The 22,732-nt window shown below is 63.4% G+C and carries 23 protein-coding genes; 14 read left to right on the top strand and 9 right to left on the bottom strand.

The annotated features are described in order from the left end of the window. Positions 1 to 127 precede the first annotated feature (127 nt). The gene (locus FAX90_RS14345) at positions 128 to 1,426 is read right to left on the bottom strand and encodes a DUF418 domain-containing protein (protein ID WP_170235001.1); all 1,299 of its coding nucleotides are present in this window, start codon (positions 1,424 to 1,426) and stop codon (positions 128 to 130) included. Positions 1,427 to 1,650: 224 nt separating this feature from the next. Here FAX90_RS14345 and rpsF point away from each other — a divergent pair, with 224 nt between their 5' ends. The 3 genes from rpsF to rplI are packed head-to-tail and all read left to right on the top strand — an operon-like array spanning position 1,651 to position 2,854. Next, positions 1,651 to 2,007: a 30S ribosomal protein S6 gene (gene rpsF, locus FAX90_RS14350; RefSeq protein ID WP_144098106.1), complete on the top strand. Its 357-nt coding sequence runs from the start codon at positions 1,651 to 1,653 to the stop codon at positions 2,005 to 2,007. Next, positions 2,007 to 2,231 carry a 30S ribosomal protein S18 gene (gene rpsR, locus FAX90_RS14355; RefSeq protein ID WP_144098107.1) on the top strand — a complete coding sequence of 75 codons (225 nt, stop codon included), beginning with the start codon at positions 2,007 to 2,009 and terminating at the stop codon, positions 2,229 to 2,231. The genes rpsF and rpsR overlap by 1 nt, the downstream gene beginning before the upstream one ends. Before the next feature lie 11 nt (positions 2,232 to 2,242). Next, positions 2,243 to 2,854: a 50S ribosomal protein L9 gene (gene rplI / locus FAX90_RS14360; protein ID WP_144098108.1), complete on the top strand. Its 612-nt coding sequence runs from the start codon at positions 2,243 to 2,245 to the stop codon at positions 2,852 to 2,854. 169 nt (positions 2,855 to 3,023) lie between these two features. Here the strand turns inward: rplI and FAX90_RS14365 are convergent, their stop codons facing one another. Together FAX90_RS14365 and FAX90_RS14370 are read right to left on the bottom strand one after the other, a co-directional pair. After that, a complete protein-coding gene (locus FAX90_RS14365) occupies positions 3,024 to 4,136 on the bottom strand; it encodes a transporter (RefSeq protein WP_144098109.1) in 1,113 nt (370 codons plus the stop codon). Between the two features lie 60 nt (positions 4,137 to 4,196). Next, a complete protein-coding gene (locus FAX90_RS14370; protein ID WP_144098110.1) occupies positions 4,197 to 4,574 on the bottom strand; it encodes a hypothetical protein in 378 nt (125 codons plus the stop codon). Between the two features lie 137 nt (positions 4,575 to 4,711). Between FAX90_RS14370 and FAX90_RS14375 the strand changes: the two genes are divergently transcribed. Beyond that, positions 4,712 to 6,148, top strand: a complete 1,437-nt coding sequence (locus FAX90_RS14375) for an AMP nucleosidase (protein ID WP_144098111.1) — start codon at positions 4,712 to 4,714, stop codon at positions 6,146 to 6,148. Positions 6,149 to 6,181: 33 nt separating this feature from the next. Here the strand turns inward: FAX90_RS14375 and FAX90_RS14380 are convergent, their stop codons facing one another. The 6 genes from FAX90_RS14380 to FAX90_RS14405 form a co-directional block, all read right to left on the bottom strand. Continuing rightward, on the bottom strand, positions 6,182 to 6,931 hold the full coding sequence (locus FAX90_RS14380) for an alpha/beta fold hydrolase (RefSeq protein WP_144098112.1): 750 nt from the start codon (positions 6,929 to 6,931) through the stop codon (positions 6,182 to 6,184). Next, positions 6,931 to 7,956, bottom strand: coding sequence for an aspartate-semialdehyde dehydrogenase (locus FAX90_RS14385; protein ID WP_144098113.1), 1,026 nt, complete (start codon positions 7,954 to 7,956; stop codon positions 6,931 to 6,933). The genes FAX90_RS14380 and FAX90_RS14385 overlap by 1 nt, the downstream gene beginning before the upstream one ends. 135 nt (positions 7,957 to 8,091) lie before the next feature. Beyond that, positions 8,092 to 9,090: an L-histidine N(alpha)-methyltransferase gene (egtD, locus tag FAX90_RS14390; RefSeq protein ID WP_144098114.1), complete on the bottom strand. Its 999-nt coding sequence runs from the start codon at positions 9,088 to 9,090 to the stop codon at positions 8,092 to 8,094. A gap of 8 nt (positions 9,091 to 9,098) precedes the next feature. Further along, positions 9,099 to 10,355: an ergothioneine biosynthesis protein EgtB gene (gene egtB, locus FAX90_RS14395; protein WP_144098115.1), complete on the bottom strand. Its 1,257-nt coding sequence runs from the start codon at positions 10,353 to 10,355 to the stop codon at positions 9,099 to 9,101. 92 nt (positions 10,356 to 10,447) lie between these two features. After that, complete coding sequence (locus FAX90_RS14400; protein WP_144098230.1) at positions 10,448 to 11,821, bottom strand: class II 3-deoxy-7-phosphoheptulonate synthase; 1,374 nt, start codon at positions 11,819 to 11,821, stop codon at positions 10,448 to 10,450. Positions 11,822 to 11,973: 152 nt separating this feature from the next. Then, entirely contained in the window at positions 11,974 to 14,883 is a 2,910-nt protein-coding gene (locus FAX90_RS14405; protein WP_144098116.1) for a M16 family metallopeptidase, read from the bottom strand. A 135-nt stretch (positions 14,884 to 15,018) separates the two neighbouring features. On the opposite strand from FAX90_RS14405, the gene FAX90_RS14410 reads away from it, so the two are divergent. From FAX90_RS14410 to ybeY, 10 genes are all read left to right on the top strand, one after another. Continuing rightward, positions 15,019 to 15,594 carry a NifU family protein gene (locus tag FAX90_RS14410; protein WP_144098117.1) on the top strand — a complete coding sequence of 192 codons (576 nt, stop codon included), beginning with the start codon at positions 15,019 to 15,021 and terminating at the stop codon, positions 15,592 to 15,594. A gap of 39 nt (positions 15,595 to 15,633) precedes the next feature. Continuing rightward, positions 15,634 to 16,260, top strand: coding sequence for a tRNA (adenosine(37)-N6)-threonylcarbamoyltransferase complex dimerization subunit type 1 TsaB (gene tsaB / locus FAX90_RS14415; protein WP_144098118.1), 627 nt, complete (start codon positions 15,634 to 15,636; stop codon positions 16,258 to 16,260). Beyond that, positions 16,257 to 16,757 (top strand): GNAT family N-acetyltransferase, encoded by a 501-nt coding sequence (locus FAX90_RS14420; RefSeq protein WP_240704925.1) that lies wholly within the window; start codon positions 16,257 to 16,259, stop codon positions 16,755 to 16,757. Before tsaB ends, FAX90_RS14420 begins: the two co-directional genes overlap by 4 nt. A gap of 192 nt (positions 16,758 to 16,949) precedes the next feature. After that, the gene (locus FAX90_RS14425; RefSeq protein ID WP_144098119.1) at positions 16,950 to 17,387 is read left to right on the top strand and encodes a Ros/MucR family transcriptional regulator; all 438 of its coding nucleotides are present in this window, start codon (positions 16,950 to 16,952) and stop codon (positions 17,385 to 17,387) included. 129 nt (positions 17,388 to 17,516) lie between these two features. After that, on the top strand, positions 17,517 to 17,936 hold the full coding sequence (locus FAX90_RS14430) for a Fur family transcriptional regulator (RefSeq protein WP_144098120.1): 420 nt from the start codon (positions 17,517 to 17,519) through the stop codon (positions 17,934 to 17,936). A gap of 4 nt (positions 17,937 to 17,940) precedes the next feature. Beyond that, on the top strand, positions 17,941 to 18,660 hold the full coding sequence (locus tag FAX90_RS14435; RefSeq protein WP_144098121.1) for a lysophospholipid acyltransferase family protein: 720 nt from the start codon (positions 17,941 to 17,943) through the stop codon (positions 18,658 to 18,660). Positions 18,661 to 18,716: 56 nt separating this feature from the next. Then, positions 18,717 to 20,048 (top strand): tRNA (N6-isopentenyl adenosine(37)-C2)-methylthiotransferase MiaB, encoded by a 1,332-nt coding sequence (gene miaB, locus FAX90_RS14440; protein ID WP_144098122.1) that lies wholly within the window; start codon positions 18,717 to 18,719, stop codon positions 20,046 to 20,048. 52 nt (positions 20,049 to 20,100) lie between these two features. Continuing rightward, positions 20,101 to 21,024: a hypothetical protein gene (locus tag FAX90_RS14445; protein ID WP_144098123.1), complete on the top strand. Its 924-nt coding sequence runs from the start codon at positions 20,101 to 20,103 to the stop codon at positions 21,022 to 21,024. A gap of 116 nt (positions 21,025 to 21,140) precedes the next feature. Then, on the top strand, positions 21,141 to 22,199 hold the full coding sequence (locus tag FAX90_RS14450; protein WP_420810982.1) for a PhoH family protein: 1,059 nt from the start codon (positions 21,141 to 21,143) through the stop codon (positions 22,197 to 22,199). 14 nt (positions 22,200 to 22,213) lie between these two features. After that, entirely contained in the window at positions 22,214 to 22,723 is a 510-nt protein-coding gene (gene ybeY / locus FAX90_RS14455; RefSeq protein ID WP_144098124.1) for an rRNA maturation RNase YbeY, read from the top strand. Positions 22,724 to 22,732 lie beyond the last annotated feature (9 nt).

Here is a 22,732-nt window from a genome sequence, read left to right on the forward strand (position 1 = left end):
TCTGCTGGTATCCGCTCAGACCACTGCCAGATTGTCAGCTCTCCACCCCAATTTCGGACATGGAGCCGTTCGACCAGTAATCTCCGCGCTAGCGCGTTAGCGGGCCCAAGCCCGGCGGCCCTGCACTTCATCGCCTGAACGCAAACACCTTCCAGTAAGTCAGGCACCGCCACAACCACTCCAGCGGGCCGAAGCGGTAGCGATCCAGCCAGGGCTTTGACCAGCCGAGCATCAGCGCCCATCCGGCCAAGACGAACAGCCAGATGCCCCAGCGCGGGACTTGCGCGATGAGACCGAAGCCCCAGCCGTGGAAGAAGACCGGAAAGATCACCGACATCGCGATGTAATTCGTGAACGCCATGCGCCCGGCGGCCGAAATCCTCTCGCCCAGCCATGTCGGACCCAGCTTTGGCGTCGCCACCACCAGCAGACCCGCAAGGCCCACGATCATCGGCAAGCGGTACTGCGGCGCCCACGCATATGTGTAGAAATAGGTCGTCGCCGGGCCGAAACCGCTTTGCCAGATCGCCAGCCCCACCCCCAGCGCCACGACGACCGAAAACACGATGCCGATGCCCGACCAGATCGCGACTTTGCGCGCGTTCCAGTTGCCGGTGAAGAAACCCGCGCGGTAAAGCGCCGCGCCGATGAGCATCAGCGCCAGATAGCCCGCGCCATAAGCGACGATGACGAAGATTGTCCGGCTGATCGGCGTGTCCTGTTCATTCCGGTCGACGGCCATATCGATAAAGCTCGCCCCGCGGTCGAAAGCGAGCGCATCGCGCGTGTCGGCCTCGAACCCGCTGCGCCACTCGGCATAGTCGCGCGCGGTCTGCGCGTCGGCCGTTCCCGCGGCGACTGCCCTTTCCGTTTGGAAATCGGGATCGAAATGCGACGACGCCCCGTAACCGTCCCAGACCAAGAGAACCGCCGCCAGCGCGACCAGCGCCCAGTTCGGCATCCGCCGGATCAGCAGGATCGGCACGAGAAACGCACCCACGACCGCATAGTCGAGCAGGATGTCCCCTTCGAAGAACAGCAGGAAATGGAGCGAACCGAACACCCATAGCCAGAACAGGCGGCGATATTGCAGCCACCAGCCCTTCCCGCCTTTGGCCCGCGCATGTTCAAGGAAAAGCGCCACACCCGCCCCGAACAACACGGTAAACAGGCCGCGCATCTTTCCGTCGACGAAAAGCAGATTGATCAGCCAGAACAGCTTTTCGGCAAAGGTGTCCTCGATCATCGTCGGCACGCGGTGCGCGCTGCCCGGCAAGGCGAAGCCGACCATGTTCGCGGCAAGGATGCCCAGGACCGCAACGCCCCGGATCAGGTCGAGCGACCCGATCCGGCCCGCAACCGCCGGTTCGTCGGGCGTGGCGGGCGCTTTCATCGCGTCGATAGGCACGGCATTCGTCATACGCATCCCCCAATGCGAATGGTTGCGACTCGTCGTGGCAAAGGACATTAGGCCCGCAAAGGTTCGCGTCAAACGCTGCCACGATGCGGCGTTTGGCCTTGCATTTGCAGCCACACCCTGTATGGCGCGCGCTTCCCTGCCTGTCCGGCACGGGAAAGCAGAAGGCCGGAGGGGCCTTGCACATCCGGTGCAAAGGTCAGCCGATCGGCAGAAGTACAAGGACGAAACGCATGCCGCTTTACGAGCATGTGTTCCTGGCGCGCCAGGACCTGAGCCAGTCTCAGGTTGACGCGCTTGCGAACACCGCAACCGAAATCGTCGAGGCAAACGAAGGCAAGGTCACCAAGATGGAGACCTGGGGCCTCAAGAACCTCGCCTACAAGATCGACCGTAACCGCAAGGCTCACTTCGTGATGCTCAACATCGATGCCCCCGCCGGCGTCGTTGCCGAGCTGGAGCGCCAGACCCGCATCAACGAAGACGTCATCCGTTACATGACCGTCCGCGTCGAAGAGCATGAAGAAGGCCCTTCGGTGATGATGCGCAAGAATGACCGCGAACGCCGCGGCCGCCGGGGAGATCGCTAATGGCTCGTCCGTTTTTCCGTCGTCGCAAGTCGTGCCCGTTCTCTGCCAAGAACGCTCCGGTCATCGACTACAAGGACGTCCGCCTGCTGCAGGGCTTCATGTCCGAGCGTGGCAAGATCGTGCCTTCGCGCATCACCGCCGTGTCCGCCAAGAAGCAGCGCGAGCTGTCGAAGGCGATCAAGCGCGCACGCCAGATCGGCCTGCTGCCCTACGTCGTTAAGTAAGGAGCGGATCCATGGATATCATTCTGCTCGAACGCATCGAGAAGCTCGGTTCGATCGGTGACGTCGTCACCGTGAAGGACGGCTATGCACGCAACTATCTTCTCCCCGAGAAGAAGGCCCTGCGCGCGAACGAAGCCAACAAGAAGGTCTTCGAAGCCAACCGCGACCGCCTCGAGAAGGAAAACGCCGAACGTCGTACCGACGCCGAAAAGGCTGGCGAAAAGATCGACGGCACCGAGATCGTCCTGATCCGTGCCGCTTCGAACGCTGGCCAGCTCTACGGCTCGGTCAACGTTCGTGACGTCACCCTGTCCCTTGCCGACAAGGGCTTCGACGTCGACAAGAAGCAGGTCATCATGGGCTCGCCCATCAAGACCATCGGCATGTACGACGTGACCGTCGCCCTGCACCCGGAAGTTCGCGTCACGATCAAGGCAAACGTTGCCCGTTCGGACGACGAAGCCGAACTGCAGAGCGAAGGCATCGACGTTCTCGCCGCGATGTTCGAAGAAGAATCGCAGGACAAGGGCGGCTTCACCGAAGCTTTCGATCCCAACGCTGAACCGGGCGAAATCGCCACGGAAGAAGCAGAGGGCGAAGCCGAAGGCGAAGAGGAAGCCTGAGAGCTTTCTCGCGCCACCAAGGCATGAAAAAAGGGCGCGGCGGGATCACCTGCCGCGCCCTTTTTCTTTGCGCGATATGGGCATGACCGTCAGCCACAGGCCCTCCCCACCTCGCCGATCGTGAAGAATAGGCGCCCGGCAGCCTTGCGCGGATGCCGGGCGCAAATCCTCAGAAGGTCTGGCTAAGTCCGACTGAAACCCGCCAGTCCTGGGGCAGCTGGATGCCGTTCAGTTTCTGATGAACCGGGACGGCGAATTCAGCCGACAGTTGCGGATGTTTCGCCTGCCCCACGGGCAAGAACCAGTTGGCGCCCAGCCCCAGCGAAACCGTGTCGCCGCCATAGTTGCCCTGAATGTCGGAGGGCGAAGAATGGCGATGCGGCCCGTTGTAATGCCCTTCGATCGCGCCTTCGTGAACGTATTCGACGCGCGCGGTCGCGCCCAGCCGACCCGTCAGGCGATAGCTCGCCCAGGCACTCGACTGAAACTTGTCACCAAAGGCAAAACCGGCGCCGTTCGCATCATCGGTGCGCCACCGGTATGATGCCTGCCCGCCCCATCCGACAGAGCCGAGAGAGCCTGCAACCGTGACGGCCGGTTCAATGTCCCAGGTGCCGCTACCCGGTTGCATTCCGTAGTGCACGAAAGTGCCGTCGGCATTCTTCAGCTCGTCCGCGCCCGTCGGCACCCACACGCCCAGTGTCACGTGCGCACGCAGATCCCTGCCTTTCGCAAGGCGGTAGGATGCCGAGACAAGCGTGTCGCCGAAACCTTCGGCGCCGTGCGAATGGCTTTCGCCATATCCCAGCATTGCCGAATGCCCACCCGACATATCGCCGCCCGACATGTGGCCACCCGACATATCCATGCCGCCGGCCATCGGATCGATGCCCACCATGGTCATGCGGTGCCACATGTAATGCGGCATCACCATCAAGGTCACGTCGTCGTTCGGCGCATACATCAGGTCGAGCATGACCATGTCCATTTCCATGGACTGCGCCCGAACCGTGTACCCGGCGGCAAGAATGTCGGCATCGTCGATCTTGTCGGTGCCGCTGACGTTCCGTCCGGCATAGCGGCGTCTCTCGAGCCTGAGTCCGACCATGACTTCGCCGCCGTCGTGCATGTGGTCGTTCATAAGACCGGCAGAAGGATGCAGCAGGGCCGTTTCGACGCGGATTTCGTCCGTATCGTCAGCGCTAATCTCCTCAGCCAGCGCAGGTTGTACGGCAAGGAACGGGAGCAGCGCAAAGGCGCCGCCCGCAAAACGGGTTTTCATAATTCAAATCCATCTATCTGAAATCACATGGTTTCGAGCCGGTATGGCCCGAACGGGAAATCAGGCGATGGAAGGTGGTCCCGTGGACGGCGGCAGCACGTGCGGCCGCTGTAGGGCAAGCGCCTTGGCGGCAAGCGTGGGCTGAACCGCGCGGGCCGGAAGCACGTCGGGCAGGGTCGGCACGTCCGGCGTCGTCGCCGCGGCGGCGAAACCGGCAAACGCACAGGGCGCAGGCTTTTCGTGTTCCTTCGTTTCGCCCTTTTTGGGCGGAAGCTGGATGCGCCAGGTCGCGTCGCTGTTGCAGATGTCGACGATGATCTCGCCGCCCTTCACCTCTGCCATGTACCCTTGCGGCATGACGGCGCGCATGAACAGGGCCGCCGCCAGCAACAGCCAGACCCATGCGCCGGGCCGGGAAAGGCGGAAAAAACATCGCATTACGGCCGACCCGCTAGCGTCCGGGCGCTATTGAGACAAGCCGCAAAATAGCCACCGATGTCACCGGGCCGCCACGCTGCCTGCAAAATGCGCGGGGGCCCTTTGAATTGTAACCGGACAGGCGCTAACTCCTGTCCATGAAAACAACAGAAGCAATCCTTGCCGAAATTACCCGCATCTATGACGAGGCCCGCGCAACACTTCGCGCCGACCTGCTTGCCTTTGCCACCGAAGGCACGAAACCGGCCGGAAGCCGCCGCACCGACGGGTCCTATGCCTATCCCGAACTGCGCCTGAAATTCCGCGAAAGCGATGTCGCCTCCACGGTAACCCGCGCCTTCGCGCGCCTCACGCGGCCCGGCCTCTACGCTACGACCATCACGCGCCCGCGCCTGTTCAACGAATACCTGTCGGAACAGTTGAGCCTGATCATGGCCGACTACGACGTCGATATCGAAGTCGGCCCTTCGCGTCAGGAAATCCCGTTTCCCTACGTCGTGGACGGAGAGGCGGGCGCGGTTCTGGCCGGGGTCAGCCCGCTGGAACTCGCGCGTCATTTCCCGGCGACCGAGCTGGCGCTGATCGGCGACGAACTGGCCGACGGCATCGACATCGGCGACAGCGGCCCCATGCCGATGTCGCTGTTCGACGCGCTGCGCACCGATTTCAGCCTTGCGCGGCTAGAGCATTACACCGGCACCAACCCCGACCACTTCCAGCGGTTCATCCTGTTCACAAACTACCACCGCTATGTCGACGAATTCGTGGACTGGGCCGGTGAACAGCTTGGCGAAGGCGGCTTTTCCGCGCTGGCCGGTGCGGGCGGGATGATGCTGACCGAGAAAACGCCGAACGCCCGGGCAAGGCTGTCCGACACGGCGTGGCGTCGCCACCAGATGCCTGCCTACCACCTCGTCGCGCCGAACCGCGGCGGGATCACGCTGGTCAACATCGGCGTCGGTCCTTCGAACGCGAAAACGATCACCGATCACCTCGCCGTACTTCGGCCCGAGGCGTGGCTGATGATCGGCCACTGCGGCGGTCTGCGGCCCAGTCAGAAGATCGGCGACTACGTGCTGGCCCATGCGTACCTGCGCGACGATCACGTGCTGGACGCGGTCCTGCCGCCCGAAATCCCCCTCCCCGCGATTGCGGAGGTTCAGCAGGCACTCGCCCGCGCGGCCGAGGAGATCAGCGGCACTGCAGGCGCGGACCTGAAAAAACGGATGCGTACCGGCACCGTCGTCACGACCGACGATCGCAACTGGGAACTGCAGGTGACCAACACCGGTCACCGACTGTCGCTGTCACGCGCGGTCGGCATCGACATGGAAAGCGCAACCATCGCAGCGCAGGGCTATCGCTTCCGCGTGCCCTACGGAACGCTGCTCTGCGTGTCGGACAAGCCGATCCATGGCGAGTTGAAGCTGCCCGGGCAGGCCAACCGCTTTTACGAGGAAGCGATTGCCAGCCACCTGCAGATCGGCATCCGTTCGTGCGAATTGCTGAAGGCGGAAGGCGACCGCCTGCACAGCCGCAAGCTGCGCGCATTCAACGAACCGCCGTTTCGGTAAACGACGTGGGCAACGAACCGCCGTTCCGCTAAATCAGTCCGCGAAGAAGCGGACCAGTTCCTGCCCCAGCTCGGGCTGCGAAACGCAGCTCATGTGCGTGCCGGGAATTTCGGCAAAAGTCGCATTCGGCAGCTTTTCAACCAGCGTCTGGGCCGAACCGTTGTCGTTGTCCTTGTCGCCGTTGATGACCTTCGTCGGCATCGTGACGGCGGCAAGGTTCGACACGTCGGTACCCTGCATCGAAGTCAGCAGCGCGCGGGCCGCGACGCGGTCCACCTTCTGCGTCTTTATGAAGCTTTTCGCGAAGAAAGCGGCATCGCCCATGCGAATGTCATCGAACCGGTCGATGGCATCGACGAAGAACGCGATCCGTTTGTCCCAGCCGACCAGCCCTTCCCAGCCCATGCCGACCAGCGCCAGCCGTTCGGGTCGCAACCCGTCGATCACGGCATTGAGAGCGGTGCGCGCGCCCAGCGAGAACCCGGCAAGGTCGAACGTGCCAAGCTGATAGTGCGCGATCACCTCGCGCAGGTCATCGATCAGCACGTTGTGAGCGTAATCGCCGTGCGGCGCTTCGGACAGTCCGTGGGCGCGCAAGTCCGGCATGATGACGTCGAAACCGGCATCGGCGAGCATCTGCGCTGTGCCGAACTTGATCCAGTTCACTTCCGCACTGGAAAACAAGCCGTGCAGCAGCACGATCGGCTTTCCCGCGCCCGTGCGGTGGACGGCAAGCTTCGTGCCGTCCGCCGCCGTGACGTGTTCGAGAAGCGGCGCGCTCATCAGCCCTTCTTGAGGTGGCGGCGGCCCAGCAGTTCGGCGATCTGCACCGCGTTGAGGGCAGCACCCTTGCGCAGGTTGTCCGATACGCACCACAGGGCAAGGCCATTGTCCGTCGTGGGATCTTCGCGCACGCGGCTGATGAAGGTGGCATAGTCGCCAACGCATTCGACCGGGGTCACGTATCCGCCGTCCTCACGCTTGTCGACGAGCATGACGCCCGGCGCTTCGCGAAGGATGTTCTGGGCTTTCTTGGCCGACAGCTCTTCCTCGAACTCGATGTTCAGCGATTCCGAGTGGCCGACGAAGACCGGCACGCGCACGCAAGTGGCGTGAACCTTGATCTTGGGATCGAGGATCTTCTTCGTTTCGGCGACCATCTTCCACTCTTCCTTGGTGGAACCGTCGTCGAGGAATACGTCGATGTGCGGGATCACGTTGAAGGCGATCTGCTTGGTGAACTTGCGCGGTTCGACCTGGTCGCCCACGAAGATCGCGCGGCTCTGTTCGAACAGCTCGTCCATGCCCGCCTTGCCCGCGCCGGAAACCGACTGGTAGGTGGCGACGACGACGCGCTTGATCTTCGCCGCGTCATGCAGCGGCTTGAGCGCGACGACCATCTGCGCGGTCGAGCAATTGGGGTTCGCGATGATGTTCTTGGCGGTGTAGCCGTCGATCGCGTCCGGGTTCACTTCGGGCACGATCAGCGGAACGTCCGGGTCCATCCGGTAGAGCGAGGAGTTGTCGATCACCACGCAGCCAGCCGCTGCCGCCTTGGGCGCGTATTCGGCCGTCGGGCCGGAACCTGCGGCGAACAGGGCGATGTCCCAACCGGTGAAATCGAAATGCTCGATGTTCTTGCACTTCAGCATCTTGCCGGTTTCGCCGAATTCGATCTCCGAGCCTGTCGAACGCGAGGACGCAACGGCGGCGATCTCGTCAATCGGGAATTCACGCTCTGCCAGGATGGTGAGCATTTCGCGACCGACATTTCCGGTCGCACCGACGACGACTACCCGGTAACCCATTTCAACTACTCGCTGCATATGTTCGCACGGAAACACCCGCACGATTGCGGGGCCGCTTAGGGAGGGCTGCCGTTAGCCGCGATAGGGCCAAAGCGCAAGTTCGCAGGTGCAATAAAACCGCCCCGATTGCGCCGTTCAAGGCGCCATGCGCAACGGACTTGCTTCGGCAAGGATCAGCATGAAACGATCTTGCGCGTCACGCCAATGCCGCAGCGGGGTCCACCCGCCAGCCAGCAAGAGCGCGTTGGCGCTGCGGCGCGTGTACTTGTGGCTGTTCTCGGTATGGATCGTTTCGCCCTTTGCCATCGTAAAACTGCTGCCGCAGACGGAAAAGGCGATGTCGCGCTGCGCCTCAAGGTGCATCTCGATCCGGGCGATGTCGTCGTTCCAGATCGCACGGTGCGCGAAATCGTGGACATCGAATGTGCCGTCCAGTTCGCGATTGATGCGGTGCAAGAGGTTGATATTGAACGCAGCCGTAACCCCGCGCGCATCGTCATAGGCCTGCTCCAGCACGGCCGTGTCCTTTACCCGGTCCATGCCGATCAGCAGCTTGGCAGACTGACCCGCCCCGTCGCACAAGGTCTCGCGCATTTCGCGCAGCAGGTCGACTGCCGTGCGGGGCACGAGGTTGCCGATGGTGGAGCCGGGAAAGAAGCCGAGGCGCGGCATGCCGTTGATCGCATCCGGCATCGTGACCTTCTTCGTAAAGTCGGCTTCCACCGGACAGACCGGGATCGCAGGGAACTTGGCGGCCAGTTGCTGTGACGATGTGCGCAGGAAATCGCCCGAAATGTCGATGGGCACATAGGCCGCAGGATCGATCGCCTGAAGCAGGAGGGGGGTTTTGGCCGAACTGCCCGAACCGAATTCGACCACTGCGGCGCCCGCGCCGATCGCATCGGCAAAGGCGGCACCGTTGGTCTTCAGGATCTCTGTTTCGGCGCGTGTGGGATAGTATTCGTCGAGCTTCGTGATCTCTTCGAAAAGCTCTGATCCGCGTTCGTCATAGAACCAGCGGGCGGGGATCGCCTTCTGATCTTGCGACAGCCCCTGCAGCACGTCGGTCCTGAAGGCGCGGTCGATGCCGCTGGCATCCTCGTCGATAATGCGAAGTGCTTCCTGTACGGGCATCGATGCTCCTAGATGTCCTTGGCAAGGCGCAGGCCGGTGAATTGCCAGCGTTGGTGCGGATAGAAAAAGTTGCGGTAGCTGGCCCGCGAATGGCCGCGCACCGTGGCACATGACGCGCCCTTGAGAACGAACTGTCCGCTCATGAACTTGCCGTTGTATTCGCCCACCGCGCCTGCCGCAGGCTGAAAGCGCGGGTAAGGAAGATAACCGCTGCGGGTCCATTGCCAGACCGAACCGAACAGCGACCGCGTCGCCCGCGGCAGGACAGGTCCGGCGTCATCCAGTTGGTCGCCCGAAGCGGGGTCCTGCGCGGCGGCAATCGCTTCCCATTCGAACTCCGTCGGCAGGCGATGGCCCGCCCAGGACGCGAAGGCGTCTGCCTCGAAATAGGAGATATGCGTAACCGGCGCATCGGGATCGCGCTTGCGCCATCCGGCATGGGTGAACTGCTCGTCATCTTGCCAGTAGAGAGGTGCCGTGATCCCCTCGCGCTGAACCCATGCCCAGCCATCAGAAAGCCAGAGCGCGGGATCGCGATAGCCGCCATCGGCGATGAATTCCGCCCATTGCCCGTTGGTGACCAGGCTGCGCGACAGGGCGAACGGTTCGAGCAGGACGCGGTGGCGTGGGCCTTCGTTGTCGAAAGCGAACGCGGTCCCGTCATGGCCGATCTGCGCGATGCCGCCGGGATATTCGTGCCACCCCTCGCCCCGCTGCTGCACGGCAGGTTCAGGCTCAGAGAATATGGCCGGGCCAAGCGGGTTCTGGAACATCGCGTGCTTGATGTCGGTCTGAAGCAGTTCCTGGTGCTGCTGTTCATGCGCGATGCCCAGCCTGACAAGGGGCGCAATGAGGTCGGCGCAATCCTCGCGGCCGAGCAAGGCTTCCATCGCATCGTCCACCGCGCGGCGGAATGCGATGATTTCTTCCAGCGACGGACGCGACAGCATCCCGCGTGAAAAACGGCCGATGCGTTCGCCTTCGGCCTCGTAATAGGAATTGAACAGAAACGGATAGCGTTCGTCGAACAGCGTATAGCCGTCCAGATGGTCGCGCAGCAGGAAGGTTTCGAAGAACCATGTCGTATGCGCCAGATGCCACTTGGCGGGGCTGGCATCTTCCATCGACTGGATCGTCGCGTCGGCATCGGAAAGCGGTGCGGCCAGAGCCTCGCTCAACGCACGGGTGCGTCGAAACCGCTCTGCCAGCGAAAGGGCCGCTTGCCCTGTTTTGGTATCGGCGGCCTTGCGGTGGGCATTCTCCATGCCCTTAACAATGCACGAAATCCGTTACGGTTGCGAGGCAGACCCGATTAACATCGGATCAATGCCGCGCAACCGTCCCCGTTCGGGATGGATCAAGCCGCTTCGGCCTTGCGGACCGCCGCCTCGGCATTGAGTTCCTCGGCCAGCAGGAACGCCAGTTCGATCGACTGCGCCCCGTTCAGACGCGGATCGCAATGCGTGCGATAGCGGTCGGACAGGCCTTCGTCGGTGATGGCGATGGCGCCGCCGGTGCATTCGGTGACGTCCTGACCGGTCATCTCGATATGGATGCCGCCAGCGTGCGTGCCTTCTGCGCGGTGCACCGCGAAAAAGCCCTTCACTTCCGACAGGATGCGTTCGAACGGACGGGTCTTCAGGCCCGATGCCGCCTTGATGACATTGCCGTGCATCGGGTCGCACGACCAGACGACCGGGTGCCCTTCACGCTTCACCGCGCGGACGAGCGGGGCGAGCCCGGCTTCGACCTTCTCGTGGCCGAAGCGGCTGATCAGCGTGATGCGACCCGCCTCGCGCGAGGGGTTGAGCGTGTCGAGCATCTTGAGCAGATCGTCGGGAGCAAGGCTGGGGCCGCACTTCATGCCGATCGGGTTGCCGACGCCGCGAAGGTATTCGACGTGCGCCGAACCTTCGAAACGGGTGCGGTCACCGATCCACAGCATGTGCGCGCTGGTGTCGTACCAGTCGCCGGTCAGCGAATCCTGACGGGTCATCGCCTCCTCGTAAGGAAGCAGCAGCGCCTCGTGGCTGGTGTAGAAGCTGGTGCCCTGCAGCTGCGGGACTTCGGACGGGTCGACACCGCAGGCTTCCATGAAGTCCAGCGCCTCGCCGATGCGGTCGGCGGTCTGCGCAAAGCGTTCGCCCCACGCGCTGCGACCGATGTGGTCCAGCGTCCACTGGTGCACCTGGCGCAGGTTCGCATAACCGCCGGTCGCAAATGCGCGCAGCAGGTTCATCGTCGCTGCCGACTGGCTGTAGGCGCGGACCATGCGTTCGGGGTCGGGCTTGCGGCCTTCACCGTCAAAATTGATGTCGTTGATGATGTCGCCGAAATAGCTCGAATGCTCGACATCGCCCTGCTTTTCGGTCGGGGCCGAACGCGGCTTGGCGAATTGTCCGGCAACGCGGCCAACCTTCACTACCGGCTGCTTGCTGGCGAACGTCAGGACGACGGCCATCTGCAGCAGGACGCGGAACGTGTCGCGGATATTGTCGGGATGGAATTCGGCGAAGCTTTCCGCGCAGTCACCGCCCTGAAGCAGGAAACCGCGGCCACTGGCGACTTCGCCAAGCTCCGCCTTCAGTGCACGGGCCTCGCCCGCGAAGACGAGCGGCGGAAAGGTCGAGAGACGCTTTTCCACGTCTGCCAGAACCGCCTTGTCCGCATATTCCGGAAGATGCCTGCCCTCGAAGGACTTCCAGCTATCCGGGCTCCACTTGCTCGCCACTTTAATGCTCCGAAACTCGCTCGCCGCCATCCCATCGGGCGGCGTTTCATAATGTCCGAAAATGTCGGAATAGAGCCGCAATACGCCGCCTGCCCCTGCATTGCAAAGGTTTCAGGCGCAATTATCGCGATCACACTGATCGTCTGCCGCGGTTACGGCAGCTTGTAACCCTCCGGCACGATCGCGACTTCGAACGCCTCTCCGTTGCGCAGGAAGGCCTGTGCCAGCATCTGCATCGTTTCAGGCGTCGTGCGCGAATAGTCGTTGAGGATCGTCCTCACGTCCAGGGCGCGGTTCGGATCGTTGGCAGTGCCCGCCAGTTCGCGCAGCCAGAAGCCGTTGCCGCTGGATGCGCGGCTGATCAGCTGTCGCAGCGGTTCGGTCACGCGGGAGATTTCCTCTTCACTCGGCGGGGCGGCAGCTAGGTCGGTGGCGATCTTGCGCGATTCCTCGAAAAAGGCGGGGACCGCGTCGGGCGTCAGCTGTGCCATGGCGAGGATCATGCCCCCGTCCTTGCGGTCGAGCGGCCAGCGCGAACCGACGTTGGGCGCATAGCTCGCGCCCAGCCGTTCGCGCATCGCGTCGAACAGGCGGTTGTTGAAGATTTGCGCCAGTATCTCCAGCTGGCGGGAAACGCGGACGCGGTCCCGCCCGGCCCCGGTTGGCCATCCGATCACGGCCGCGGCCTGATCGGCATCGCCGCGATGGGTCAGCACGGTCGGTTCGGCGCCAGGCGCGGGCAGCTTCGACAGGTCGATGTCGGCAGTCGCCTCTTCGCGCGGAGCAAGCGCGCCGAAGGTGCGGGTCAAGGCTGCGATAGCCTCGTCCCGCTGGATATCGCCGAAGATTTCCACCTGGACCGGGCCGCTGGCAAGGATCGGCTCCCACACCTTGCGGAAACCTGCCATGTCGGCCTGCTTCAACTGTTCGGGCGTGGGCGTGGCGAAACGCGGGTCGCCGCCGCGCAGGATCTGTTCCAGATCGCGCTGCATCACGCCCTGCGGACTGGTGGCGAAACTGTCATAGCCCATTTCCAGCGCGGCCTTCGCGCGCAGCACCGGGTTCGCGTCCCAGCGCGGGTCGGAGAGCTTCGATGCGAAAAGGTAGAGCTGGTCTTCAAGGTCGGCAGCACGCGTTTCCGCGCCGAAGACGAATTCGCTGTCCTCGATAGAGAAGTCGAGCCCCATCTTCCGGCCGTTGGAAATCTGGTCGAGATCGTCCTGCGACAATTCGCCCATGCCGGTGCCCATCAGGGCATACTCGCCCAGGGTGATATAGGGCGCATCGTCCTTGCCGAACGCCTCGTACCCCTCGCCAAAGCGGACGCGGACAGAAACGCGGCCCGGTTCGGCATCGCTCTGCCAGACAAGCGCGTTGACGCCGTTCGACAGCTTCACGGTCTCGATCTCGAGCACACCGATGGGCGCTGCCGAAGTGACCGTGCCGGGCGTGCCGATGGCCGGAAGATCGGCGAATGAAACCTGCTTGTCCTTGAGCCGGGCCGATGCATCCGGCTTGACCGGGGCAAGCATGGCAGCACGGAAAGCCGCCTCGTCACCGATGGACGCATCAGGTACGTTCATCACGCCGCGCAGGACAGACCCGGTGAACAGCGCGCGCGTGTGGTCCTGCACGATTTCGGGCGTGACCTTGCCCTTCATGCTGCGAAGCACGTTCAGCACCGTGTCGGGCGCGGCGATGGTTTCGCGGATATCCACGGCCTGGACCACGTTGTCGGCAAGGTCGGTCGCCTGCTGTACCGCCTGGGTTTCGACGCCGATCGAAAAGGCGTTCTCGAACTCGTTCAATTCGCGCGCGATCTCCGCCTCGCTGGGCGGGGTCGCCAGCGCGTCCGCGATCACCGCGCGCACGTCAGTCAGCGCCGCGCGCCAGTCGGTGCCAAGCGGCGTGATCGACACGAATGTCATGTCGGCACTGCGGCTGACGTCGTCCTGCCCGATCTGCGCGGCAAGGAAGCTGCCGCCCGCACGGGCCTTGTTTTCCAGCCGGCGGTTGATGATCGCCATGGACAGCTGATCGGTAAGCAGGCCTTCGTTATAGACGATGGTGTCGGCCACTTTCTCCCACGGACGCATGATCGTGTAGCTGATCGAAACCGGCAGGTCCGGTTCGTTCAACACGGTCAGCTTGTCGACGGGGGCCAATGCGCCGGCGGCGGCCTTGGCGTCGGGGCCGGGAACCGGCGCGCCGAAATCGGGGGCCGGAACCGGATCGCCCGATCCCTTCCAGTCGCCGAAGTATTTTTCGAGCAGCTGGACCATCACCGCCGGATCGAGATCGCCAGCCACGGAAATCACGGTGTTTTCAGGCCTGTACCAGCGCTTGTAAAACGCGCGCACGCTTTTCTGATTGGCGGCTTCCAGGGTTTCGACCGTGCCGATCGGGCTACGTTCGGCAAGGCCCATCCCGGCGAAGTATGTCTCCCGCGTCGCATCCGCCGCGCGCTTGCCCGCGCCGCCGCGTTCGCGCCGTTCGGCAAGCACGATCGGCACTTCGGTCCGCACGCCGTTTTCCGACAGCGTCGGCGCCTCGATCATGCCCGAAAGCAGGCGGAAGGTTTCGTCCGCCTTGGCCGCGTCGATACCCGGCACGTCCAGCTTGTAGACCGTGTGCGTCGGCGTCGTTTCCGCATTGGTGTCTGACCCGAACGTCGCGCCCAGCTCCTGCCAGCGGGGGATCGTCTCGCCTTCCTTCAGATAGCGCGACTGGCGAAAGACGAGATGTTCGATGAGGTGGGCAAAACCGCGCTCCGCATCCTGTTCGTGCAGCGATCCTGCATCGACCCGCACGCGGACGGACAGCTGGTCCTGCGGCACTTCGTTGAAACGCACGGCATAGCGAAGCCCGTTCGACAGTTCGCCGAAGCTCCATTCCGTATCGGGCGGCACGTCGCTGCCGCGGTAGATCCACGGGCGGTCCTGTTCGATCTGCGGCCATTCGCGCTGCGCTTCTGCAGATGGTGCAGGCTGCGCAATGGCGGTGGTGGCAAGGAGCGAGCAGATCAGCGCACAGGCGGGTGCGGCACGTTTCAGGAATGTCATGGGGCATGATATATGGGCTGCAAGGGTGAAGCGCCAGTGAACATGCCTGTTACGCCGCGCACAAAAGGTCACCTTACGAACAATATGCCTTGAATGAACGCTTGAACCCTGACGGAAGGGGGCTAAATCGTCGCCATGTTCATCGAAACCGAAACAACGCCCAATCCCGCAACGCTTAAATTCCTGCCCGGACGGCAGGTCATGCCCAGCGGCACGCGCGAATTCACCAGTCCCGAGGCTGCGGAAATTTCGCCGCTGGCATCGGCCCTGTTCTCGCTTGGCGACGTGACCGGCGTGTTCTTCGGCAGCGACTTCGTATCGGTCAGCGTGGCACCCGGCGTGCAGTGGCCCGACCTCAAGCCGCAGGTTGTCGCCATCCTGCTCGACCACTTCGTATCGGGCGCGCCGCTGTTCGTCGGCGGCGATGCGGGCGACATCGCGGTTCCGGCCGACGATGCCGACATGGGCGACGATCCGGCCGATGCCGACGTCGTGGCGCAGATCCGCGAACTGATCGAAACCCGCGTGCGCCCGGCGGTTGCCGGCGATGGCGGCGACATCATCTATCGCGGTTTTCGCGAAGGTGTGGTCTTCCTGACGATGCAGGGCGCCTGCGCGGGTTGCCCATCCTCCACACAGACGCTGAAGCAGGGGATCGAGGGGCTGTTGAAGCACTATGTCCCCGAAGTGACCGAGGTTCGCGCCGCCTGACGGCCTGACTTTCCAGACGACCGAGAGCCTGCTGACGACATGACCCGGACACTCGTGATCGACAGCGCCACCGATGCGTGTTCGGCCGCCCTGTTCGACGGCGGCGATTGCATTGCGGGCGAAATGCTCCTGCTGGGCCGTGGTCATGCCGAAAGGCTGGTCCCGATGATTGGCGCTCTACCCAATAAGGGACGTGCGGACCGCGTCGTCGTGGCGCTGGGACCGGGCAGTTTTACGGGTATCCGGGTGGGCCTCGCCGCGGCAAAGGCACTGGCGATCGCGTGGAAGGCCGAACTGCTGGGCTATCACACGCCCGCCCTCTTGGCCGCACAGGCGCAGGACCGGTTCGGCGCAGCCCCGGTCGCGGTGGCCAATACCGGCGGTCACGGCGAATGGTTCGTGCAGGAATTTGCCGCCGATGGCACGTGCGTAGCGCCCGTACGCTCGCTTCGTCCCGACGATGCCGCGGCCGGAATAAAGGCGGACATAGTCGTCGGCAGCCAGGCCGAGGCATTGGTCAGGCTGCGCGGCAGCGGCACCGCACATGCGATGCATTCAGATGCCCGCGCCTTTGCCGCACTTCGCCAGGACGCCCTGACTCGCGATGTGCGCCCCGCTTATGGCCGCGCGCCCGATGCCAAGCTGCCGGGCGGAAAAGCGCCATGAAGCCGACCGGCCCCGAAATGGACGGCATGATGTCGGTGATGCTGTCCGCCTTCGACCCCGCCTTTGGCGAGGCCTGGAACGAGCGGCAGCTGGCCTCTGCCATGCTGGTTCCCGGAACGCGGTTCGCCATGATCGACGCACATGGCGTGATCGGCCCGCCCTCGCCCTCTGTTCCGACCGCCGGTTTCTACCTTTCGCGACAGGTCGTGGACGAGGAAGAGCTGCTGCTTATCGCCGTCGATCCCGAATACCGGCGGCTGGGCCTTGCCTCCCGCCTGCTCGAGCATCTCCTTGCAAACGCTCCGGAAAGAGGGACGGTGCGCCTTTTCCTCGAAATGCGCGCCGATAATCCGGCAGAAAAGTTCTATCAACGTTACGGCTTTGAACAAGTTGGGCTCAGGCGGGCATATTATCGCGGCGCGGACGGCCTGCTGCGTGATGCGAAGACGTTCTCTCGTCTATTGGATCAAGTATTCCAATTTCGCAGCGCACAATAATCGAGACTATTGCAGACAAGCAGAACAACGCTTTGTCCGTATACAGTACACTCGTAATTGATGGCAAAATGATAAGGACTTGTTGTTCTGCTATTGCGCGCATATAGCGTCCGTGGAGAAGGACACTCTCGCCCATCCCCCATCGCCGCCCGGCGAAACGGGTTTGTCGGCGATCTCATAAGGACATATTAAATGGACAATTCCGCCCCGGACATGACGGAAACCCTGATTACGCTTACCTCGGACATCGTCGCAGCTCACGTCAGCAACAATCCCGTCGAAGTTTCCGAAGTACCCACTCTGATCACCAACATCTATACCGCGCTTGCCGGTCTCGGTTCGGAACCCGCCGAAGAAGAAACGCCGCCAGAACCGGCCGTTTCCATCCGCTCTTCGATAAAGCCCGACTACATCGTGTGTCTTGAAGACGGCAAGAAGCTGAAGATGCTGAAGCGTCACCTGATGACGCACTACAACATGACCCCGGACGAATATCGTGCGCGCTGGAACCTGCCCGCCGACTATCCGATGGTTGCGCCCAATTACGCTGAGAAGCGCCGCGAACTGGCCAAGAAGATCGGCCTCGGTCGCAAGCCGGGTCGCCGCAAGGCTCCTGCCAAGAAATCCTGAGGGTTCGTTACCGTCAGGTATTAAGGGTCCGGGCGGTTGCGCTACGGCAGATCAACGGACTATGGTCTGCGCCTGAGCCAATCGCCCGCAATCCGCCAACCGGCGTAAATCGAAAGACATAACCGACCGGTGCCCCAACGTATCGACATCGAAGCAATCTGTGCCGAACGCGGCCTGCGCATCACTGATCAGCGCCGCGTGATCGCACGCGTCCTGTCCGACAGCGAAGACCATCCCGACGTGGAACTGGTCCATTCGCGTGCTGCTGAGATCGATCCGCGTATTTCTATCGCAACGGTCTATCGCACGGTCCGCCTTTTCGAAGAGGCGGGCATCCTCGACCGTCACGACTTCGGCGACGGCCGCGCCCGGTACGAAGCCGCGCCCGAGGCGCATCACGATCACCTGATCGATGTGGAAACGGGCAAAGTCGTCGAATTCGTCGATCCCGAGCTTGAGGCACTGCAGCGGCAGATCGCCGAACGCCTCGGCTTCCGCCTCGTCGATCACCGGATGGAACTTTACGGCGTAAAGCTGGAACGGGACTGATCCCGTGCGCCGGCTGCGGATCGCGGTCCGTCTGATCGCGCTGATCGCCTGGCTTCTCCTGTGCATTCCCGCCTATATCCTGTCGCGCCTCGTCACGCGGCGGCGCATTGTTCCGCGCGCTTTTCTGGCCGGCGTTGCCCGCATCATGGGCGTTCGCATCGAAACGACCGGCACCTTGCAGCCGCGCGCGATCCTGCTGGCCAATCACCTCAGCTGGCTCGACATTCCCATCATCGCGGCCTGCACGGGCAGCGCCTTTGTCGGGCATGACGGCATCGCGCAGAACAAGTTCCTGAAATGGCTGGCAGAGATGAACGATACCGTCTTCATCGCGCGCCACCGCCGCCAGACCGTGACGCAGCAGATCGAACAGGTCCGCATCGCGCTCGACGCCTCGCACGTCCTCACCCTCTTTCCCGAAGGGACGACCAGCGACGGCAAGGACCTCCTGCCGCTCAAAAGCTCGCTCCTGTCCGCGATCGACCCCGCGCCCAAAGGCGTCGCGGTTCAGCCGGTCTTTCTCGATTTCGGAACTGCGGCACCGGAAATAGCCTGGGTCGGCGATGAACTGGGTCTCGACAATTTCTTCAAGGTGCTGGGCCGCCCTGCCCCGCTTCCCGTCACCGTGCATTTCCTCGCGCCTTTGACGGGCGAGAGCCTTGCCGGGCGCAAGACGATCGCCGCCGCGACACGCCATGCGCTGGAAAGCGCAATGGGCCGCTAGACGCTTCGGTCTGCGCCATCTTCAAATGCGCGGAGAAAGCGCGTAAGGGCGCGGCCATGAACAAGGTAACCACCCCCAAGAGTTTCCGCGTAAAGAGCTTCGGCTGCCAGATGAACGTCTATGACGGCGAGCGCATGGCCGAACTGCTCGGCGCGCAGGGCATGGAAGCGGCAGGCGAAGGCGAAAACGCCGACCTGGTCGTGCTGAACACCTGCCATATCCGCGAAAAGGCGGCAGAGAAGGTCTATTCCGACATTGGCCGGATCGTGAAGGACTGGGATGACGACGACGGCTCCAGCCCGCTGATCGCGGTTGCCGGGTGCGTCGCCCAGGCAGAGGGCGAGGAGATCATGAAGCGCGCCAAGGACGTGCGCATGGTCGTCGGCCCGCAGGCCTATCACCGCCTGCCCGAAATGATCGGCAGGGCCAGCGCGGGTGAGCGCGTGACCGACACCGACATGCCCGCAGAGGCGAAGTTCGGTGCGCTTCCCGCCCGGCGCAAGCGCGCGCCCAGCGCGTTCCTGACGGTGCAGGAAGGCTGCGACAAGTTCTGCACCTATTGCGTGGTGCCCTATACGCGCGGAGCCGAAATCTCGCGCCCCTACGGCGACCTGATCGACGAGGCGCAGAAGCTGGTCGAACAGGGCGCGCGCGAAATCACCCTGCTAGGCCAGAACGTCAACGCCTGGACCGGCGAGGATGCCAAGGGGCGCGCCATCGGCCTCGACGGGCTGATCCGCGAACTGGCGAAGCTGCCCGATCTGGCGCGCATCCGTTATACCACCAGCCATCCCAACGACATGACCGATGCCCTGATCGCGGCGCATGGCGAAGTGGAAAAGCTGATGCCCTACCTGCACTTGCCCGTGCAGGCCGGCAGCGATCCGATCCTTGCCGCGATGAACCGCAGCCACACGGCCGAAAGCTACATCCGCCTGATCGAACGCGTCCGCGAGGCGCGGCCCGACATTGCGATCAGCGGGGATTTCATCGTCGGCTTTCCGGGCGAAACCGATGCCGATTTCGAAGCGACGCTGCAGATGGTGGATACGATCCGCTATGCCGCGGCCTTCAGCTTCAAGTATTCGCCCCGCCCCGGCACCCCTGCCGCGACCATGGGCGACCAGATCGCGGGCGATGTGATGGATGAGCGGCTGCAGCGCCTTCAGGCCGCGATCACGCGCGATCAGCTGGCCTTCAACCAGGCCAGCGTCGGCAAGACCTGCCAGGTTCTCGTCGAACGCAAGGGCCGCCGCGAAGGGCAGTGGCTGGGCAAGACGCCCTGGCTGCAGTCTGCGCACTTTACCGGCGACTATGCCGTGGGCGACCTGGTCGATGTCGAACTGCTCGAAGCAGGGCCCAATTCGCTTTCGGCGCGCGTCTGCTGATAAGGTTTATCCGTTTTGCACGGCGCTTCGGCTGTGCCATGATGCCGGCGCCATGAAATCCAGCAAATATCTGAATTCAATCGCGATTGTCGCTGCCCTTTGCGTCGCGGCATGCGATTCAGGAGATGCCGGGACTACGGCGCCCCCGCCCGAACCGAAGACGGCAGCGACGCCCAGCCCGGTTCCGGCAGCGCCAATGGGCGGCGGCGGCTTGCTGGCAGACGGCTTCGCCCCGATCGCTTTCGATCTTGCCGGAACAAGCTGGCTGGTCATCGCGATCGACGGCCAGACGCTGGGCGAACGTTATTCGGACCTTGCCACCGTCCATTTCACGCAGTCGATGCTGCATTGGCAGGCCTGCAACTATCACGAGGGCCTTTACGTCCCCACCCGGTCCAGCTTTGCCGCCGGACGTGCCGTGGCGACATTGGTGAACTGCCCGCAGGACACGCCCGATCCCGCCATGGCGCAAGTGCTGGGCGGGCGCCCGCTCATCGGCAGCAACAGCGAGGGCAAGATCCAGCTCGCGGTCGAAGGGCGCAGCCTGACCCTGTCGCAGATCGACAGGCGCTACAACGAACCGCCCGCCCCGCCGCTGGAGGCAGGGCCGTTCCGGCTTATGACGGAAGATGGCGGCACGCATCCACCGGTCCTGTCCTTCAAGGGCGGCACGTTCTCCGTCTGGCTCGACTGTGCCGACGCTATCACCGGACAGGCGCAAGTGAGCGAAGGCCGGATGCGAACCAGCAAAGTCGTGCCCGCGCAATGCGAAACCCACCGCCCCACGACGCGCCGGACGTTGGAAACCTTCTTCAGGTCGTCCCCCGCCATTGCGCGCGGGCCGAACGGCGAACTCATGCTCAGTGACGGGGACATCATCATCCAGGGGCAACAGTGCTACCCGGACCCCAGCGGCTGCGACCATGTGAAGCGGACCGCGCAAGCCGGGCCGGACGGAGATCTGGGCGGGGCATAGCGCGTCGCGGCACCTTGCCACCGGCCACCTGCGTCCTATCTTCGAAGGTATAGCCGAGTCGCCCCGGGCCGGTGCCCGACAGGCAGGAACGAAGGAGCATTCGTGGGGAACATCGTGTGAGCCGCAAGCAGGCGCGCGTACAGACTTCCGCCCCGGTGAGCAGCGCCCCGGCGGGCCTTCCCGGCAACCAGGCCCCGCAACGGGCCCGCACCGAAATGGAATTCGAAAACCCCGAGATTCTCGGGACGCTTTTCGGCCAGTTCGATGCCAACCTCGTCCAGATAGAGAACCGCCTCGGCGTCTATATCTCGGCCCGCGGCAACCGCATCCAGATCGAAGGATCGGAAGAAGCGGTGGCCCGCGCCCGCGAAGTGCTGTCCGGCATGCACACCCGGCTGAAACAGGGTTTCGAGCTTGACCAGGGCGCAGTCGAATCGCTTATCGCGATGAGCAGCGAGCCTACGCTGGAAGGCATCATCACCGGTGACGACAAGCGTCCGCCGATCATGATCCGCACGCGCAAGAAGACGATTGTGCCGCGCTCCGCCGCGCAGATCGACTACATGCAGGCGCTGACCGGCAACGAGGTGATCTTCGCCCTTGGTCCTGCAGGCACGGGCAAGACCTACCTTGCCGTGGCGCAGGCCGTGGCCCAGCTCATCACCGGCAGCGTGCAGCGCCTGATCCTGTCGCGCCCGGCGGTGGAGGCTGGTGAACGCATCGGCTTCCTGCCCGGCGACATGAAGGACAAGGTCGATCCCTACCTTCGTCCGCTTTACGATGCGCTTTACGACTGTCTGCCCGCAGAACAGGTCGAACGCCGCATCGCCAGCGGCGAGATCGAGATCGCGCCCATCGCCTTCATGCGCGGGCGTACGCTGGGCGATGCTTTCGTCATCCTCGACGAAGCACAGAACACCACGGCGGCGCAGATGAAGATGTTCCTCACCCGTTTCGGCCAGAACAGCCGCATGGTGGTGTGCGGAGACCCGAACCAGGTCGATATTCCGGGCGGCGTCCATCATTCGGGCCTTGCCGATGCGGTCAGGCGGCTGGAAGGGATCGAAGGTATCGCGGTTTCGCGCTTTACCGCCGCCGACGTCGTGCGCCATCCGCTGGTCGGCCGGATCGTCGATGCCTACGAAGGCCCGAACGCGGAAAAACCGCCCTCCTGATGCCACCTTTATCGATGGCTGCGCCCGTACTGGAACTCGACATCGACCCCATATGGGGCGATTCGACCGATTGGGATGCCTTGTCCGCAGACGCGGCAGAGGCTGTCGCGGCCGAAGTGCCCGAACTTGCCCATTCCGAAATCCTAGTCAGCGTGGTCTATGCCGACGACGATGAGGTGCATCAACTCAACCGCCAATGGCGCGCAAAAGACAAGCCTACCAATGTGTTGAGCTTCCCGATGCTCTCGCGAGAGGAGCTTTTGGCCGCCGCAAGCAACCCGGGCGCGCCCGTCATGCTGGGCGATATCATTCTTGCCTACGGCATATGCTGCCGCGAAGCCGACGAGAAATCTGTTGCACTTGCGAAGCATGCGACCCATTTGCTTGTCCACGGGCTGCTTCATCTTGCCGGTTACGACCACGAGACGAGCACCGAGGACGCCGAGGCGATGGAAGCGATGGAAATTCGCATCCTTGCCCGCCTTGGCATCGCAGACCCCTACGGGGACCGCGACCCGGCTTGAAAAGCCCGC

The organism is Croceicoccus sediminis (genome assembly GCF_007570835.1).
GTDB classification, from domain to species: Bacteria; Pseudomonadota; Alphaproteobacteria; order Sphingomonadales; family Sphingomonadaceae; genus Croceicoccus; species Croceicoccus sediminis.